Source organism: Sphingobium sp. (assembly GCF_035511395.1).
Lineage (GTDB): Bacteria > Pseudomonadota > Alphaproteobacteria > Sphingomonadales > Sphingomonadaceae > Sphingobium.
Map to the genome: position 1 here is coordinate 1 of NZ_DATKFP010000013.1, position 16,736 is coordinate 16,736.

Consider the following 16,736-nt stretch of genomic DNA (forward strand, 5'->3'; position numbering starts at 1 on the left):
CAGATCATCAACCGCAGCATCATGCTCGAGTCCACCCTGCAGAACTCGATGACGCCGGGCATGGCCTCCGCGCTCAATTTCTCGCGCGGGCTGAATGCGCAGGGGCTGAACTAGGGCGGGAGCGCGGCGATGCTGGAGGTCTTCACGGTCGGGGGCGGCGAATATCTCGTAAACGTGTTCAATGCCGTCGCGGCCTGGTCCGGGGGAGGGGGCTATCGCTCGCTCCTACGGGTGGTGATGGTGATGGGCCTGATCTACTCGCTGCTCGTTGTCGCCTTCACGCTCAACTACAAGGCGTGGATGAATTGGTTCTTGCAGGCGACGGCCATTTACCTTTGCCTGATGGTGCCAACGGTCAGCATCAAGGTGACCGATCGTATCAACCCGAGTCTCGCGCCGGCGACGATCGACAATGTGCCGATGGGTCTGGGCGTGTTGGCGAGCTTCACCACCCAGGTCGGCGACTGGCTCACCCGCACGGCCGAGACCGTGTTCGTGATGCCGAGCGAGCTCAACTACTCGACGAACGGCATGGTCTATGGTGCGCGTCTGTTCGACGCGACGCGCAATTTCGTGGTGAGGGACGCCGAATTCTCGACCAATCTCGAAAGCCACTTCAAGAACTGCGTCTTCGGGGATGTGATGCTCTACCAGAAGTCGCTCACCAATCTCGCCAAAGCGCCTGATCTTTGGGCGGCAATCGGGCCGGGGTCCGAGGCGCGCTCGCAGGAATGGCTCGAGCGGCAGGGCGATGGCACCGTCCAGAACTTCATCGTCACCTGTCGGCAGGCCTATCAGGCACTCGACGCCCAATGGGCGCCGATGATCGAGGCAAACGCCCCGCTGTGGGGCAAGGAGGTCTACCCCAAGCTGAGCAACGCCCTGGCTGCCGACAAGCTCAAGCACGACGTGCCGATCGCGAACACGGCCTTTACCGGATCGGGGAGCAATTTCACCGAAACGATGCGCCAGAACACGGCCATCAACGCCTTCATGCAGGCGCGCAACAGCATGGCCGGCGGGGCCGGCGCCGCGGCAATCGACACCTTTGCGCAAACGAGGGCCGACATTCAGGCCCGCAACACCTACAACTCGATCGCGCAGCAGGCGATGGCCTGGGTGCCGATCCTGAACATCGTGCTGACCGTCGTCTTCTTCGCGATGTTTCCTGTGATTTTCCCGCTGTTCCTCATGCCGCAGACAGGCGTCGGCACGCTCAAGGGCTATGCCATGGGGTTCTTCTATCTGGCGGCATGGGGTCCGCTCTACGTGATCCTGCACATGATCTGCATGACGAGGGCTGAGTCAGCGGCCAACGGCGTGGCCGGGGGAGGGGTGACGCTCGGCAGTTATGCCGGTATCGGCGCGGTCAACGGCGAGACAGCGACGATCGCCGGTTTCATGCTCATGAGCGTGCCGTTCCTGGCGGCCGGTCTTGCGCGGGGGGCGATGTCGATCGCCGGCCAGTCCATGTCGATGCTGGCGCCCGCGCAGAACGCAGCCGAGGCGGCGGCGCTCGAGCAGACTACCGGCAACTATGCCTATGGCAATGTGAGCTGGGCGAACTCGACGTCGAATATGCGCCAAGCCGATCAGTGGACCACAGCACCGAGCTATATGGGCGGCGCGCCCAGCGTGGGATGGCGCCAGGACAATGGCGCCATGATCAACGGGTTCGGCAATGGTCAGGAGGTGTTCGACACCTCCAGTGCGATCTCGCGCCTCGGCTTCACGCCGACGATGACGACGGGATCGGTCGCCGAATGGCGCGAGATGGCCAGCGAAGCGCACCGTCAGGCGCAAGCCTATGAGAATGCTGCGGCCGAGGTACTCACCGCAACCCACGCCAATCGCAGCGCCTTTGGCACATCGACTGAACGGTCTTCCGGTTGGGATTCCAGCAGCGGACGGCAGGCGAACACCTCCGTCGATCAATTCGATCGGCGGACCGGAAGCAGCACACAGGGTCAGGAGGAACGGGACACGATCTCGCAAGGCCAGCGAATATCTCAGGGCCATGATCGCCAGGCGCAGACTAACGATCAGATCATGGGATCGGTCACTGCAAATGTCGGCGGGAACCAAAATGGGGGGCGGGCAGGTGGTCGCGGCGGAGCGTTGGGAAGACTGCCGGGGATTGGCGGCAGCGTATCCAAATCCGGCAGCCAGATCGATGGGCTCCGTTACGGGACGGAGGAAACCCGCGGCAGCGACAGCGCCAATACATCCTCAAGTGGCGTGCGGGACGAACATTCAAGCGGAACCGGTGCGTCGATGTCCGACGGGACATATTCGCGCAGCGGCAGCTTCAGCCGGGCATCGGCCACATCTTCGGCGTCGGCTAGCACTGAAGATTCCCTGGCGCTTGCGAAGTCCTATTCGGAAACGGCCCGCCGCCTTGAGGAGCTTTCCCAGCAGTTGTCGCGTGATGCCAGCTATGCCGAGACGCATGGCATGCAACTCAGCGAAAATCTGAGCCAGGATCTCGCTCAATGGTATCGACGCCAGCAGGTCGAGAATCCTGGGCTTGATGCGCCGGAGCTTTGGGCGACCGACTTGACCGACCAGCAGCGGGTCGTGCGCCAGGAGATGATCACGCGCTGGATGCACGACAAGCAGGACGGCATTCGGGCCGAGATCGAAGGCCGTCTGCACGATCCGGACCTCGTCGACGTAAGCCGGCCGAGCATCTCAAGTGCGGCAGACGTGAGAGGGTCTTACCGGCCACATGGACCTGGGCGTCTGCCCGCGGGCCCCGGCGGGGGCGGCGACGTGGGCGCCGCCGCGATCATCGAGGCGGGCAAGACCGAACTCAGCGGCGATCGGGCTGCTGCGCAGACAATGCGAGGACAGCGCGTTCAGGGCTCCACCGATCTCCAGCAGGAAGTGAACCGCGACCACGATCGTGGGTTCTTCCAAGACCCTAAGCTTCGCGAATAAAGCTTAGAGGAGGTAGAAAATCGCTCCAACGAAGCCGGCCATCAGAAGATACGCAAGCGCGTAGCCGATCATTCCTCCGCGAGTAGGATTGCCGTGCTGATCGGTGAACATCTCGATGTCAGCCAGTTCCTCTTCAACGACACCAAAGACGGGGCCTCCCGGGAGGTCTTTAGTCTGGTTGTATGTGTTGAGATCAAATTTGAGGATGCGCATGGCCATCTCCTGGCAGCGGAGAATAGCCGGTTCGAGCTTTGTTCGCAACGGATTGCAGGGGATTATTGGGAGATTGGCGAGTTTATGAAAAAGCCATAGACTGCCGTAACCTCGCTATAGATCCATGACCGTGGGCTTCGCTGTGAGGCCATCGTCTCGGGACAGAGGGCGTCCGATATCTTGAATTATATGTCCCAAATATATCTCTGACATATTAGTTCATGAAATTCCGAGGGATTGAGGAACCTTGGAATTTATGCCAAAGATAGACCATGAAGGTAGGTCGAACCGATAAATTGAAGTCGTTGCTCGACGCTTGGGAGCCGCACACCGTGGCGACCAGCCCGCATCTCAAGGCGCTTGGGCTGACGGCGCAGGATCTGCAGAACTATACCGCCTCACAATGGCTGGTCTCGCTTGGCCGCGGAGCTTTCAAGCGCCCCATGGAAACCGTGACCTGGCAAGGCGCGCTATACAGCGTTCAATCGCAGCTCAAGCTGCCGGTTCATGTAGGCGCCCTGACGGGCCTCGAGATGACGGGGAACAGCCACTATCTGCGCTTCGGAGAGAGCAAGGCCTATCTCTTCTCTCCGCTGCATGTCGTCCTGCCGGCCTGGTTCCAGACGCATTGGGGGGAAGAAGTTCGGCACATGCAAAGCAAGCTCCTGCCGAATGACCTCGGCCTCACCGAGCAGCGAAGTCCGGAAGGCTATCCACTGACCACGGCGACGCCCGAACGGGCCATCCTGGAGCTGCTGCACCTTGCGCCCAAGGAATTCGATCTCGTCGAGGCCGGCCAGATCGTCGAAGGCATGACGTCGCTTCGCCCCAAGCTCATGCAATCGCTGCTCGAGGCCTGCGCGTCGGTGAAGGTCCGGCGGCTGTTCCTCTATCTTGCGGAGCGAGCGGAACTCGCCGTCATGCGCCATCTGAAGGTGGAGCAGATAGACCTGGGTTCGGGTGATCGCAGCCTTGCGAAAATGGGGCGCTATGTCCCGAAATACCGACTGCTCTTGCCCAAGGAGCTCGTTTCGGGTGGCAACTGAGCAATATCGCGATCAGGTCCGGCTCCTGCTGGACGTCCTGCCGCTGGTCATGGCCGAGCCCGTCTTCGCGCTGAAGGGCGGCACCGCGATCAACCTGTTCGAATGGGATCTTCCACGCCTCTCGGTCGACATCGATCTGACCTACCTACCGATCCACGACCGGGCCCAATCCTTGCGCGCGATCAGTGAGGCTCTCGCCCGGATCAAGGCGGACATCGAACGCCGCCTGCCACCGACCCGCGTGCCCCAGACACGCCAGGGCCAGGAAGGGATGGAGGTCAAGCTCAACTGCCAGCGCGGCAAGACCCAGATCAAGGTGGAGGTCAATCCCACCCTGCGCGGCCATCTCCTTCCCCTCCGCGACTTGCCATGTTCGGACCAGGTGCAGGAGAGGTTTGAGGCGTTCGTCGAGGCGCGATGCCTCTCGCACGGTGAGCTTTTCGGCGGAAAGATTTGTGCCGCGCTGGACCGGCAGCATCCGCGCGATCTGTTCGACGTGAAGCGCCTGCTGGACGCAGAAGGGCTGGTCGACGAGGTTCGTCACGGCTTCGTCGGAGCGCTGGTAAGCCACGGGCGCCCGGTCGCTGAGCTGGTCAGCCCGAGCCGAAAGGATCAAAGCGCTACGTTCAAGGCTCAGTTCGAAGGAATGCCCTTCGAGCCATTCACCTATGAGGATCATGTCGAAACGCTCGATCGCCTTGTGCAGACGATTCATGCCTCGCTCGATGCCGACGATCGACAGTTTCTCAGGAGCTTCGAAGCTGGGGATCCGGAGTGGGAAAGCTTCCCGCTGCCCGCTGTCCGTGAGCTTCCAGCGCCGCAGTTCAAATTGATGAATATCCTTAGGTTCAGAGACGCGCAGCCCAAGAGGCATCAGGCCGGTCTGGCAGCGCTGGAAGCGGCGCTTTCGTAACCAATCCATCTCGGTCGTGAACAGGGCGCAGCTAGGCCGGCAGTTGGTCCAATTGAAGGCGGTGCGTGTCATGGGCAGTGACGGCGTATTCAATCGCGCCGGGGAGCCAAGGCCGGGGGAGGGGATTGGCGGCGAGTGGATTGTGAATGACGTAATATGGCGGTTGGCCACAGAATTTGTCGCGGTCATCGGGAAAGGCATAGAAACCGGAGCAGCCGACGATTGCGCTGACGCAGCGATAGTCCTCCTGGAGGAAGTTGTCGGTGGGAATCTCTTCGCCGTTGGCCTTGAGCACGGTGTCTTGCCATGAGAGCTGCCAGCCACCGAGCGGCTGACCTGTCTGCACGTCGACATGGGCCTGCGGGCTGCCGAAGGGAAGTACAGCCATAGCCGCGAGCGGGACGCCGCCAATGCCGAGGGTATCGCCGCCAAGCCGGCAGGTGTTCACCGCGATCACGAACGGGAGTTTCGGATCGACTGCCTCCTGCTCCAGACATTTGAGATAACCATCACGCTTGGCTTTGATGACAGACGTCCAGCGCAGGAGCATCTGATCGGTGGGAACCATACCGGCGCCGTTGGCGCCGCCATCCTGCCACTCCTGCGGCAAGCCGCCCTTGGCGGCGTCGCCCGGCTGCGCGGCGACCGCTTCGATATAGACCTGATCATCGATCAGGAAGTCTGGCCCCTTGTCCTCGCTGGCCATGTTCCAGCCGAGGTCCTGAAAGCGGCCATAGAGCATCGCTTCCCAGATCCGGCTCGCCAGCTTGCCGAGATCGCCGCGCTGGAACTCGACAAGGAAATGGCGGTCGCGGCAATCCGACCGCGCGAACCTCGCGACCATTGGCGTCAGATAGTTCGCGATGTCGGGATCGCTACTTGGCCAGATGCGCGAGAATGTTTCGCGAATGAGCGCAGTCAGTTCGTCGTTATCGCTCATTTCGTGCCGGGGCGACCATCAAGGCAGGGAAGGGGGCGACGCCTCGGTCCTCAGGGGGCTCGAGGCGTCAATCTCGACTAGCCGTTGAGCTTGTCCTTGACGGCTTTCGCCACAGTGAAGGTAAGTTTCCGGGAAGCGGCGATCTTGATGGTCTCGCCATTGGCCGGGTTGCGGCCTTCGCGGGCAGGCACGTCTTTCACCTTGAATTTTCCGAAGCCGTTGAGGCTTACTTCCTCGCCCTTGGCCGCCGCATCCGCGATCGCCGCGAAAACGAGATCGACCGCCTTGCGGGCATCCGCCTTGGTCGTGCCCGTCTGGCCGGCGAGGGTTTCAGCAAGCTCACTATTGTTCATTCGGATAGTCCTCATTTCAGTTGAAATTGCTCACTGCATAGCCGCCTGGACCGACCTGCGCCATCGGTGTGCTACGTCTGCATGAAAATGTCTGCCTTGTGGGTGTCCGACAGGCTCATCACACGATGGGCGAATGCTTCGTTTTCATCGGTCGCCTGATCAAACAGACGTGCGAGCTTTGCCAGATTTTCAGTCTGAAGGTCGCTGAGCGCCGCGCGATCAGCTCGAACGACGTCGATTTCGGTGCTGACGACATAGGAGAAGAACTTGCCCAACAGACCCGCGACGACGTCGCTGACCTGGATCAGCGGTTCGTCCTGCGAGTCCACGAACCTGAAGCTGTCGACTGGCACGCCGTCACGCATGAGGGGATCGGCCAGCAACTGGCGGCGGACGACTTCCTCGAGGTCGAGAACATGCGTCGAGTTGCGCAGCAGTGCGATCCTGTGGCGGAAGAAGATGTCGAACCCCTCGATCAGGATATGCCGATCCTCATCGTCACCTTCGATGAACGGAAAGCTCTCACCCTGAATGGCGTCCTCGAGAGCCTGGGCAAGAAGCCTCCCATAGAAGGGATGAAGGTGATCTGCTTCCTCTTCGACCATCTGCAGCACGACATGATAGAATTGCGGGCCATCGCGAGGATCGAGCGCGGGATAGTTGAAGAGCCGGAACAGGTCCGTGGTCGCCTCGAGGTCCCGGCGCAGGGCAAGGTTGAGCATATCCTTGAGAGCCGGTGCGACCAGCATCAGTTCTTCACGATCGCCCGCGATAAGTGCGGCGTCTACAATGTCGACGAGCGACCAGTAGATTACGTCCAGGCACTGGTAGTGGAGGAATAGCCCGTTGGCCGCGATCCAGTCGAGGAGGTCCCCCAGACGCCGTGAGCCCAGCAGGTCGAGAAAGTCGCCCTTGCCGATGTGCGCGAGCTTCATCTCCTTGGTGGTGGGCTGTAGTTTGAGAGCCGCGCGTAGAGGGGCGATGTCGATGGGTTTGCGAGGACCGCTATGGGCAACGCCGGCGAGGACAAAGCATCCCGGATTATCGACGTTCAACCCATCGGCCGTGACGTGCAAACGGCGGATGTTGTTCGTCTCGTCATAATAGAGCGTATAAGGCGCGTCGGCGCGATCCAGCCCGTGAAGGTGAATGTCGAGCCCGCGCAGATCTTCGATATCAATTCCCTGTTTGCTCTCCGTCATCCGCAATGTCAGCGTTTCGCGATCCTGAGGCCTGAAATGGCGCGTGCGCGAAACCGCGCGGCTCCGCCTGCCTCGCGCACCTTTCGAGCCTTTTCGGCATAGCGGCGCGCCATCTGCCGGTGCGCGAGAATGCGATCGATGCAGGTCGCCCGGCTAGCCGCACGATATTCATCCGTCGTGCGCAGCTCGTAATGTTTGAGACTGAAATCAGCCACGCTGGTCTCCGACAGTTTGCCATTGCCTTAGTGCCAACTGTGTCACTTTACCTCACGCCGGGTAAAGTGACGTAGATGGCAAACGTTACGATCCGTCTGGCTTGCGGTTGGATATGCGGATGATGTTGACGAAGGCCACGACGATGCCGAGGGCCATCACGATGAGCAGGCCCCAGGGACCGGTGCCGGCAAACCTGTCGATGATCCAGCCAAGCAAGGCACCGCCGGCAACGCCGCCGAGTAGTTCCGCCAGCACGCGATTGCCGAGGCTATAGCTGGCATCGGCACCTGTAGAGGCAGGGCGGGTTCGTTCCTCTTCGGCCGAATGCGCCGCCTCGAGGCGATCCTTCAGGCCATCCAATCGGGGATCCTCTCCGATAAGATCGGGGTCTGATTCATCTTTGCTCATGGGGCGGGTCTAGCATGGTGTGAAGACGAGAAAAATGATGAGGAGGGGTGAAGTGACACGGATGGCAAAAGTGCCGTCTCGCGTCTCCATGAGCATTTTGGGGGATTCACAAGAGTCCAGCTTTGTGCTTGATTCGTTCCATGATCCAGCAGGACCTCTTCGCGGCGACGCCCCAGCGAACGACGGGCATGCCCGATATCGTACGCATCATCGCCGAGCACTCCGCGCGGCCGCGCTATACCTTCATGGTGCTTGATCTGATCGCGCGGGTTGCGCGGGCCAACGGGCAGGCGGGACCGCTCGTTCGCGAAGGCGAAGCGCTTGTGCCGATCCGCGAATGGCTGGCCGCGACGATCGCACCCAGCGGCGCGCGTCATCATCAGCGCCGCGCGACCGCCGACAAGGTTCGAGCTGCGCTCGTCGGCCGGGGAGAGTTTCCAGGTGATCCGGCCGAGGCCGACCGCCTGGTCGAGGCGGAAGTCAGTGAGCGTGTCCGCGAAACCGGCATGACGGCAATCAGCCGGGCGGTGTCGGAGCTGGTGAGGGCCGGGCTGATCACGCGGCACTACCAGGGGTTCTTCGTCGATCATGAAAACCGCGGCGCCCAGCGTCATGCGGTCTACACCGTGACCGACGCGGTCCGAGCCGCGCTTCACCCAAGCATCGCCATTAGCGAGCACCGGCGGCAACCCTATGTCCGCGGCGCGCATGGGCAGCCCCGGGCAGAGGCAGCGCGCGCCTCAGGCTAAATCCCCGGTGCGTGCTGCGGCAGAGCGCGCTTTTCTTGGCGCTCCCAGGTCTCGATCAGGAACAGGGCCAGCGAACTGGCGGCGTTGATCGCGAGACGTGCGATGCGCGGGTCGATCCTCCGGAAGCCCTTTTCACGCCCGTGAGCGTCACCACCATGCGTTCGCAGCGCACCGATGCCTTTTGCAACCGATGTCAGGCCGCTCAGGATCTGGCGGACGTCTGCTTCCACTTCGGCGGGCAGGTCGCTGCGCCCCGGCGACAGGTTCAGCGGCTCCTGGACGGCGCGGATAAGGCCGTCGATATCCTTGCGGGGCGGCAGCGGCAACCCGAGCTCGATGAGGATGGATCTGCAGACAGCCTCGATGAGCGAGCACGCGGCGGTTACCGCATCTTCGGGGTCATCCTGAAGATTGGGGAGGGCGCGCGCTATCTCCATCTGCACCGTGTCGAAGTCCAGTGTTTCGACTTTCTGGATGAAGGGTTCGACGATCGTCCCGGAGCTCTGGCGTCTGGTCAGCACGGCCTTGCCGCCGACGATGACCACCGCCAGCTCGTCCGCTGCGAGCGCCTTGTTGAGATGCTCGCGAACCGCGGTCGCCTTATCGGGCTCCGTCAGATATTCGCGCGGATCGCAGACCTTCTCAATGATCCGCGTGATGTAGACATCGCCCTGGCCGTCATAGTGATTGGCTGCCTGGCGCAGGAAATCCGTCGTCGCGGGTACGCGAGAGCTCGCGCCGATACGCATGTCGAGGCCGCAATCGAGGAAGAATTGTTCGATCTTCGGGCCCGACCGATAGATTCCGATCGCCGGGCTGTTATCATTGCCGGCGCCGCCCGTGATCGTGTCGACCAGCGCCTTGATGACAAAGGCAGAGAATTTGCCGCTCATGGCTTGTCTGCCGCGAGAGAGAAGGACGCGAGCTTCGGGCAGCCTTCAATCTTCACTACCCACATGCTCAGCCTTGTCCGAGAGTGATTCCGTCAGAATTCGATGCGTAATTGCTTGGGCTGCCGTGACCAGATGGCTGTATCTGTCGCGGTACAGGAGTTGACCGATGACTGTTTCGACGGCCTTCGGGTTGACCTTTTCTACGACGTCTAGCGCCTTTTGGCATCGCTCGCGGCCGCATTCGCGCAACGCTGAGACGAGATAGTCGTCTCCATGATGCTCGGCGATTGCTGCCAAGTCGAACATGTCGCGTGGCTGCAAGTTCCAGCCCCGGAAATAGACCTTCTTGGCTGCGATTTCGGCCGGTGTCTCCAGGTCGACGATCTGCCCTCGCACATCGTGACGCTCGCTGGCGATATCGAGGATGGCGGAAGAGCAGATGAAGTCGATCTCGCCGAGTTCGTCAAAGGCCAGTTTGAGCGCCTGCGTCCCGTCGGTCTTATATTCGTCCGGTCGGCGGGTCATGGCGAAATCTTGGATCTGCGGATTGAGGAAGGGTAGGATTTGCGGATCATCGAGAAAGATGTCGATGTCGTGGCTTTCGCGATGGTCGATCTGGAGCATGAGAGCGGTCCCGCCGCCAAAGCTCCACGAAGGCGCAAAGCCTACGGTTTTCTCTAAATGGCCGAAGATTTCCATCGCGAGGTCGAACAGGACTGGCCACTGGCTCGGGCCCCGCTCGACCATACGTTACGCTGCCAGCGGGAGCGCGTAGCCCGACAGGTTGGAAAACTGGTCTGCGACCGCGCAGACCTTATCGGCATCGACACCCATTTCCTGGACGAACTGCAACTGCAGAGCCGGGCTCACTTCCGAGAAAAAGGAGAACACGGGCGCGTTGAAGTCGCTCGCGCTCTTGGGGTCGGTGATCAGCGCGGCGAGTTGATGCGCGGAGAGGTTCGCCCCATAAGGAGCGTTCACCGTCGCCAACACCAAGCTTGCAGCCTTTGCCATCTCACAACCTGTACCATGATCCCATCGATCACTCCGTCTATATAGCTCTGGGGCGTTATCAAAACAAGAACGGGGCAATCTGACGAGTAGCTGGGTGAATGTAGGCGTCAGATTTCCGGCTTGAATCCGCCCTCCCCGCGCGATTTTCCCACTTACCATAATGGGAGATTATGGTAAGTATAGGAGCGCGAAACCGGCAGGGTAGGGGCAAGTTCCGCAGATGAAGAAATTGCAGCAATCACGCGGCACAAATGTGCCGCGCATTGTGCCGCAGGCGACCGAGCGGCTGGCGTCACTCGGCGTCGGACTCAGGAACCTCGAACAGTTCGACCGCGAAATCCGCGATCTGGTCGGCGGCCAGGTGCATCATGGCGATCGGCGCGCTCTCCATATCAACGCGCTCGATCTTCCCGTCCTTCATCTGGACCAGGAAGCGGTCGCATTGCTCGAGCACGACCATGCGAATCCCGTCATCCTCGTCGAGCGTCAGCCGACGCACGCTTCCTTCATAGGCGATCCAGGCTCCGTCATGGCCGCTGGTCGTCCGCACATAACCGACGGCGACATGGCCGCCAGCCTCGACCTTCTGGACGATCGGCAACAGCCATCCGAAGCGCAACGGATCGGCCCTCGCCGTAATCGGCGATGTCCGGGCAATCGTTTCACAGATCCAGCCCATCAGCACCGCCAGTCCGAGGAAAAACAGCAGTTCCAGTTCGATCGCAAGCGAGGACAGCCCCTGTGGCGCATGGCCGCTGAGCAGCGCCTTATAAGGGTTGGGTTCGTAGGACAGCCTGATGAGTGGCTTCCAGGCCGCGATCAGTTCGTTGAGCGCGAAGATGCCAGCGCCGAAGACATGCGCGCCCAGCGCCAGCGCCACAACCAGGAAGATAGTGAGATTGGAGTTCGGCCGATCCGGTCGCGGCGAGACAAAATCGCGCGCTTCCCCGATCCGAAGTCCGAAATAACCAGCGAAGCCCGGAAGCAGCAGAACGAGCGCGCCGAGCAGCGCATATCCGAAGGTCATGCCAGCTTAGGCCGTTTCGGCGGTCTTCTCGGCCCTGGCGGCGCGAATCTTCTCGCGGTCGATGACATAGACGCCGTTGCGCTGGACGGCCGCCTCACGCGCTTTCCTCCAGCTCCCGAAGGTTTCATGGACCTCGCGGCCCAGTTTCAAGGCTTGTGCCGAGTTAAGCTGCATCATGTCCTCCAGAATGACATATAGCGAGCAATGGCTGAGAGTTCCACAAGATCCTCCGATATGGAAATCATCGTCGTCAGAACCGAGGACGCCGCACTGCCGATGCGGTCGCGGAACGCGGACGCCGAAACGGTCGATATGCGGTTGCTCCGCACGATCGGCGGCATCGTTCCCACAGATCTGCCGCCGATCAGCCAGCTCGGGCTCGAGACGACGCTTTCGGCCATGGCCGACGCGACCAAGGCGGCGATTGCCGCCGATCTCGATTGCTGGCGTGACTGGTGCGGCGAGGAAAGCCGAAAACCACTGCCCGCCGATCCCGAAGATGTGGTGCGCTATGTGAATGCGCTCGATGCCAGGGGGAAAAAGCCCGCGACCCTCGCGCGACGTATCGCGAGTCTCGGTTCGGTCCACCGCATGATGGGACTGACGGGCGATGCCGCGCCCACCGACGCGCCGATGGTGCGGGCAGCGCTCAAGGCCGTCCGCAGGCGCAAAGGTGCCCTCCAGCGCCAGGCAGCGCCCTTGCGGCTGGGCAAGGCACTCGATCCTCATGCCGCCAAAGGTTTTACCCTTGCCGCGCTGCTCGATGCCTGTGGCGGCGATTTGCAAGGGCTGCGGGATGCCGCCCTGCTTTCGCTCGGCTATGATGCCGGCCTGCGGGTCAGCGAACTCACCATGGTGGAGGCAAGACAAATCGATCCACAGGAGGATGGCTCGGCGACGCTTTTCATCCCTTACTCCAAGACCGACCAGGAACAGGAAGGCGCCTGGGCATGGCTTTCCGCGGAGACGATGCGGCGCGTCGGCGCATGGCTGGTTGCAAGCGGCATCGAAGAAGGCCCGCTGTTCCGCAGGGTCGGGGTCGATCGACGTCGCGCACGGGAAACCGTACCGGAAACTGCGCTCGCACGAACGACCTATTCCATCGGAACGACATCTCTAACCCGGCAGGGCGTCAACGGCATCTACCGCCGTGTGGCGCTCACGGCCTATGACAAGGGACTGGTTACGCTGGCTGTTGGCAAGCTGGACGACGCGATCCAGGCCTTGTCCACACATTCGCTGCGCGTCGGCCTTACCCAGGATCTCTTCGCGGCGGGAGAGGATGGCGCTGGCATCGCGCAGGCCCTGCGCTGGAGTTCGCCAACAACCGCATTGCGCTATGGCCGCAAGCTCGCCGTGCGCAGCAATGTTGCCGCACGCGTCTTGTCGCGGGTCCGTAAATGAGCTGCCAGCCCTGCCTTTCCAGGCCGGATTTGCAAAGACTCTCATATTGTTGGAGACTCCGACGAGGACGGTTTCCGAAGAAATCGAGGAGAATGAGTTTGCCGACCATCACGATCGAATTGAGCAAAGAGGATTCGGCGAACCTGGCCGAACTTACGCGGCGTTGTGTCGATGCAGATCAAGCACGAAATGGCGCAACGACTCATGGACCACTTGAGAGTGCCGCGGACCTTCTAACGATGCTGGCGCAGGATGCGGCGATGGTCATTCGCCGGCCCGGAAGCTGGGAAGGTGCCGGCATGGCTCGACTTCTCGCGGGTCACGGGTATGAGGTGTAGCGCGCCCGCCAAAAGCGGGGCGAAGATCTCGAGAGCGAATGAACGGCTCGTCCGAAGCGCAGCGCCACATGTTGCGGCAAGTGGATACCTGACAGGACCATCACATGACCTAGAACGGGTCTGGGCCTGTCTTGCGGCGGCGATTGAGACGGTCCCGGTGTCGAACCCAGCCTGAAGCGAACGGACGAAGGATAGAGGAAGGAATGTTCACGCTCGATGACGGTTTGGTCCACGCACAATCCGCCGGTACTTGCGCAGCCCTCTATTGTGCGAAACGCGTCCAACTTGGAGTGAAGGGGGATTGGAATATACCGCCGGTGATCGAGGCATGTCTGACGGGACCCTCTGCCCAGGCTTTGGCACTGGCCCACAGCATGCCTTACTGGAATTTGCGGAAACTTCACCGTGATAGGGCTCGCGTCGGCGTATATGCGCTCGTCCTGCGCTCGGGGAATCTGTCGGTTCGATGGCAGCCATTCGGTTGCGATTTCGATAGCAATATCGCCAGATTCGATTTCGAGGGGGACGCTGATACGGACTGGATCCGTTCACCGATCCTGGGCCCGCAGGTTATGCAACGGCCGGACAATGAACTCTATTTCATCGAGGATTTCGCCGGCCTGATGCACCGCGTGGACCGAGCAGAGGAACTGTCGCCAAGGGAGCGGCTCCTTCTGGACATTGAGTGCGAAGCTCTCGTGGCATTGCTCAAGAATCTCATCGGAACCTTGTCCTGGTTCGTCAGGCCGATCTGGGAAGACACGATTGTCTGTCGATGGAAGCCCCGTCCGGAAGATAGCGGCAATAAGGGACTTCCAGCCTATCTTCTCCCTGGGCAGAGACACATTGCCGCGCTCGAGGTCCGAATGCGGCACGAGCTGGAGGCGAACTTCTTTGAGGGCATCCTGTCCTGGGCACTATCGCAACTGAAAATCGAAGAGGGAGATTTCTGTAGCGTGCTGGCTGACATCGATCCGAAAGAGCAGAGCCATCATGCGCGCAGCCAGCGCGTGAGCACGGCCATCAAAAACATGACCGGTGCCGGCGGCCCCAAGCGCGTGGCCCGCGCGCTTGGGGCGCTGAAAGCCCTGAACCGGCTTCCCAAAGGATGGTCTGAGGCCGTTGTCCCGAGAGAAGATGATCCTTGGGAAACCAGCATACAGCAGCACTTCGTGGACAGCATCAGCACAGCCGGCTAAATGCCAGTTGCGGCTCCTGGGCCACCGTACCTGCGTGGCGGTCGTAGACCCTCCTCATTGGATGAATGATAGACAGTAATTTCGCGCGCGACTTGGCGTCGATGGCGCGTTTCAACAGGCTGGCATTGTTCGTGGCCAGCACCTTGTTCCTGCCGCGGCCCACGCAATCAGTTCGAACGCGCGATCATATGATCCCGAAATTGCGCTGCCTCGGGTGGAAGCCCCCGAAACCAGTAGCGCCGGACGGGGTAAGGGAGCCAGCGCATCGGCACTCTGCCGAAACCGAAGAACGCCAATATGCACCCCGCAATGAAAGCCGTCATCACGCCGGTGCGGATCAGATCGCCCGCCTGTGTCGCCGGATAGACGGGGAGGTAGATGACGACCAACAGCATGATCAGCACGGCGAGGGTCAGCCTGAATGAGAGCCGCCACCAGTCATCCATCCGATGCTCGAACGTCACCAGAAAGGCCTCCCGATCCGCACGCCCCTGCGGGCTGTCAAGATACACCATGTGGGGGTTCTCCGGCTCCGGCGCGGCCCCGACCGGCACCGGCGTTGGCGGATACCGGTCCGGCGGACACGGCGTCTTTCGCCAGATGACAAAGCCCAGAATCTCTTTCCGGTTCGCCTGACGCTTGCGGTACGGCCAGTAGATTTCGTGCCAGTAGGTCAGGTTCGATTTGCCTTGAGCGGCCAGCCACTCGTAAATCGGTTCTGGCGGCGTGGGTGCCGGACCGTAATCCGTCACTGCCCCAAAGGTGCAATGATAAACGAAGTGGAGGAAGGCGCCGACGAACACGACCTTGGCGACCACGGTCGGAACGGCGCCGGCAAGAACCCCAAAGAAGGTCTGCCAAAGTTGTGGTTCGAACCAGCAGAGAAAACGCGCTCCCAGAATGACCGTGCTGAGCCCAAGCAGGAGCTGGCCAAGCCAGAATAGCGCGCGGCTGCGATTCAGCGGGCCATAGCGCGCGCGTTGCAGGGTGAGGATCGCCGTGTCGATCTGGCGCTCCCCCTCGCCCGGATCGTCCGGAGCCAGATGGGCGGCCAGTGCGTCATAGGCGCGTGGTTGTCTGGTCATTTCTGTTTCTCCTGAAGGGCGCCGACAATTTTTGAATGCCTCGGGCAAGGCCCGCCTCGCGGAGTCCGGCCATCTCGTCGCGCCTGCGGCAGGAGCGGAACAAGGATGCCCGACACACGGGTATGGCTTCTGCTGCCTCCATCAGAGGCTCTCAGGCCGGGTAAGCATGATGCGCGTCTTGAGATTGCCATCGGGCCGGCGATGCAGGTCGATGATATGCCCGGTCCGCGGCTCGAAGCTCATGAGCTCCGCAACCGTCTCATAGGATGTGTTCGATCCGAAAAAGTGCGCCGGGCCATGCCATTTCTGGCCCTCGATCAGCCGCATCCTGAAGGTGCCTTGCGGGACCGGAACGCGAATGCGGTCGTTTTTTGAGACATAGACCGAGATGATGTGCCGGCCTGATGCCGGATCGAAGAGCTGCACGACCGCGTTCGCATCCGCGGTTTCGATGGTGAGGAAGCTGGAAATGCGCTTGCGCGTGACCCCGTTTTCGACGGTGACCGAACCCGATTCCGGGAAAGGCATTGCCGCCGCGCCGTCAGGCAGCCATCCCGCCCTTTGGGCTTCCCCTAAAAAGGGAATGGCAATGAGGAGCAGGCTCAACGCGAAGGGCAACCAGCGCAGTGTCCCGCCGGCATTACCGCGCAGGCTCCAGTACCGGCTACGCTGATAGTCGAAGCCGCGGTTGACGGAATCGAACCAGGCGCCTTCCATCCGCCCGGTCGGGGTTTTCTTCGCACGGTCGCGATAGCGCTCGCGCATATAGTCGCGATCATCGAGTCCCATGGCCGGG

20 protein-coding genes are annotated in these 16,736 nt (G+C 61.4%); 7 read left to right on the forward strand and 13 right to left on the reverse strand.

Annotation, left to right across the window (positions count from 1 at the left end):
* The first annotated feature begins 129 nt into the window (after nucleotides 1-129).
* A complete protein-coding gene (locus VMR39_RS00535) occupies nucleotides 130-2,940 on the forward strand; it encodes a conjugal transfer protein TraG N-terminal domain-containing protein (protein WP_019054278.1) in 2,811 nt (936 codons plus the stop codon).
* Between the two features lie 3 nt (nucleotides 2,941-2,943).
* Here the strand turns inward: VMR39_RS00535 and VMR39_RS00540 are convergent, their stop codons facing one another.
* Nucleotides 2,944-3,153 (reverse strand): hypothetical protein, encoded by a 210-nt coding sequence (locus VMR39_RS00540; protein ID WP_026149934.1) that lies wholly within the window; start codon nucleotides 3,151-3,153, stop codon nucleotides 2,944-2,946.
* 272 nt (nucleotides 3,154-3,425) lie between these two features.
* On the opposite strand from VMR39_RS00540, the gene VMR39_RS00545 reads away from it, so the two are divergent.
* Together VMR39_RS00545 and VMR39_RS00550 are read left to right on the forward strand one after the other, a co-directional pair.
* The gene (locus tag VMR39_RS00545; protein ID WP_019054276.1) at nucleotides 3,426-4,199 is read left to right on the forward strand and encodes a type IV toxin-antitoxin system AbiEi family antitoxin; all 774 of its coding nucleotides are present in this window, start codon (nucleotides 3,426-3,428) and stop codon (nucleotides 4,197-4,199) included.
* Complete coding sequence (locus VMR39_RS00550; protein ID WP_325413323.1) at nucleotides 4,189-5,112, forward strand: nucleotidyl transferase AbiEii/AbiGii toxin family protein; 924 nt, start codon at nucleotides 4,189-4,191, stop codon at nucleotides 5,110-5,112. Before VMR39_RS00545 ends, VMR39_RS00550 begins: the two co-directional genes overlap by 11 nt.
* A 31-nt stretch (nucleotides 5,113-5,143) precedes the next feature.
* Here VMR39_RS00550 and VMR39_RS00555 read toward each other — a convergent pair whose 3' ends face one another.
* The 5 genes from VMR39_RS00555 to VMR39_RS00575 all read right to left on the reverse strand — a co-directional run bounded on the left by VMR39_RS00555 (nucleotide 5,144) and on the right by VMR39_RS00575 (nucleotide 8,231).
* Complete coding sequence (locus tag VMR39_RS00555; protein ID WP_019054640.1) at nucleotides 5,144-6,052, reverse strand: hypothetical protein; 909 nt, start codon at nucleotides 6,050-6,052, stop codon at nucleotides 5,144-5,146.
* Between the two features lie 77 nt (nucleotides 6,053-6,129).
* Nucleotides 6,130-6,405 (reverse strand): HU family DNA-binding protein, encoded by a 276-nt coding sequence (locus VMR39_RS00560; protein WP_019054639.1) that lies wholly within the window; start codon nucleotides 6,403-6,405, stop codon nucleotides 6,130-6,132.
* Between the two features lie 71 nt (nucleotides 6,406-6,476).
* Nucleotides 6,477-7,607, reverse strand: a complete 1,131-nt coding sequence (locus VMR39_RS00565) for a DUF3800 domain-containing protein (RefSeq protein ID WP_019054638.1) — start codon at nucleotides 7,605-7,607, stop codon at nucleotides 6,477-6,479.
* Between the two features lie 8 nt (nucleotides 7,608-7,615).
* Nucleotides 7,616-7,822: a hypothetical protein gene (locus VMR39_RS00570; protein WP_019054637.1), complete on the reverse strand. Its 207-nt coding sequence runs from the start codon at nucleotides 7,820-7,822 to the stop codon at nucleotides 7,616-7,618.
* 85 nt (nucleotides 7,823-7,907) lie between these two features.
* Nucleotides 7,908-8,231: an AtpZ/AtpI family protein gene (locus VMR39_RS00575; protein WP_019054636.1), complete on the reverse strand. Its 324-nt coding sequence runs from the start codon at nucleotides 8,229-8,231 to the stop codon at nucleotides 7,908-7,910.
* Nucleotides 8,232-8,371: 140 nt separating this feature from the next.
* Here VMR39_RS00575 and VMR39_RS00580 point away from each other — a divergent pair, with 140 nt between their 5' ends.
* Entirely contained in the window at nucleotides 8,372-8,980 is a 609-nt protein-coding gene (locus VMR39_RS00580) for a hypothetical protein (protein ID WP_019054635.1), read from the forward strand.
* Here VMR39_RS00580 and VMR39_RS00585 read toward each other — a convergent pair.
* The 5 genes from VMR39_RS00585 to VMR39_RS00605 all read right to left on the reverse strand — a co-directional run bounded on the left by VMR39_RS00585 (nucleotide 8,977) and on the right by VMR39_RS00605 (nucleotide 12,088).
* Nucleotides 8,977-9,873 (reverse strand): abortive infection family protein, encoded by an 897-nt coding sequence (locus VMR39_RS00585; protein ID WP_019054634.1) that lies wholly within the window; start codon nucleotides 9,871-9,873, stop codon nucleotides 8,977-8,979. The genes VMR39_RS00580 and VMR39_RS00585 overlap by 4 nt on opposite strands.
* Nucleotides 9,874-9,918: 45 nt before the next feature.
* The gene (locus tag VMR39_RS00590; protein ID WP_235219113.1) at nucleotides 9,919-10,572 is read right to left on the reverse strand and encodes a nucleotidyl transferase AbiEii/AbiGii toxin family protein; all 654 of its coding nucleotides are present in this window, start codon (nucleotides 10,570-10,572) and stop codon (nucleotides 9,919-9,921) included.
* Between the two features lie 51 nt (nucleotides 10,573-10,623).
* Nucleotides 10,624-10,887 carry a hypothetical protein gene (locus VMR39_RS00595; RefSeq protein WP_019054632.1) on the reverse strand — a complete coding sequence of 88 codons (264 nt, stop codon included), beginning with the start codon at nucleotides 10,885-10,887 and terminating at the stop codon, nucleotides 10,624-10,626.
* A 292-nt stretch (nucleotides 10,888-11,179) separates the two neighbouring features.
* Nucleotides 11,180-11,914, reverse strand: a complete 735-nt coding sequence (locus tag VMR39_RS00600; protein ID WP_019054631.1) for a hypothetical protein — start codon at nucleotides 11,912-11,914, stop codon at nucleotides 11,180-11,182.
* Nucleotides 11,915-11,920: 6 nt separating this feature from the next.
* Nucleotides 11,921-12,088 carry a hypothetical protein gene (locus tag VMR39_RS00605; protein WP_325413333.1) on the reverse strand — a complete coding sequence of 56 codons (168 nt, stop codon included), beginning with the start codon at nucleotides 12,086-12,088 and terminating at the stop codon, nucleotides 11,921-11,923.
* Nucleotides 12,089-12,148: 60 nt separating this feature from the next.
* Between VMR39_RS00605 and VMR39_RS00610 the strand changes: the two genes are divergently transcribed.
* The 3 genes from VMR39_RS00610 (at nucleotide 12,149) to VMR39_RS00620 (ending at nucleotide 14,855) form a co-directional block, all read left to right on the forward strand.
* On the forward strand, nucleotides 12,149-13,318 hold the full coding sequence (locus VMR39_RS00610; protein WP_019054629.1) for a tyrosine-type recombinase/integrase: 1,170 nt from the start codon (nucleotides 12,149-12,151) through the stop codon (nucleotides 13,316-13,318).
* Nucleotides 13,319-13,416: 98 nt separating this feature from the next.
* The gene (locus VMR39_RS00615; protein ID WP_157410331.1) at nucleotides 13,417-13,656 is read left to right on the forward strand and encodes a hypothetical protein; all 240 of its coding nucleotides are present in this window, start codon (nucleotides 13,417-13,419) and stop codon (nucleotides 13,654-13,656) included.
* 203 nt (nucleotides 13,657-13,859) lie between these two features.
* A complete protein-coding gene (locus VMR39_RS00620; RefSeq protein WP_325413337.1) occupies nucleotides 13,860-14,855 on the forward strand; it encodes a hypothetical protein in 996 nt (331 codons plus the stop codon).
* Between the two features lie 167 nt (nucleotides 14,856-15,022).
* Here the strand turns inward: VMR39_RS00620 and VMR39_RS00625 are convergent, their stop codons facing one another.
* On the reverse strand, nucleotides 15,023-15,988 hold the full coding sequence (locus VMR39_RS00625; RefSeq protein WP_152536493.1) for a hypothetical protein: 966 nt from the start codon (nucleotides 15,986-15,988) through the stop codon (nucleotides 15,023-15,025).
* A gap of 93 nt (nucleotides 15,989-16,081) precedes the next feature.
* On the reverse strand, nucleotides 16,082-16,736 hold a 655-nt coding region (locus VMR39_RS00630; protein ID WP_325413340.1), incomplete at its 5' end, for a hypothetical protein.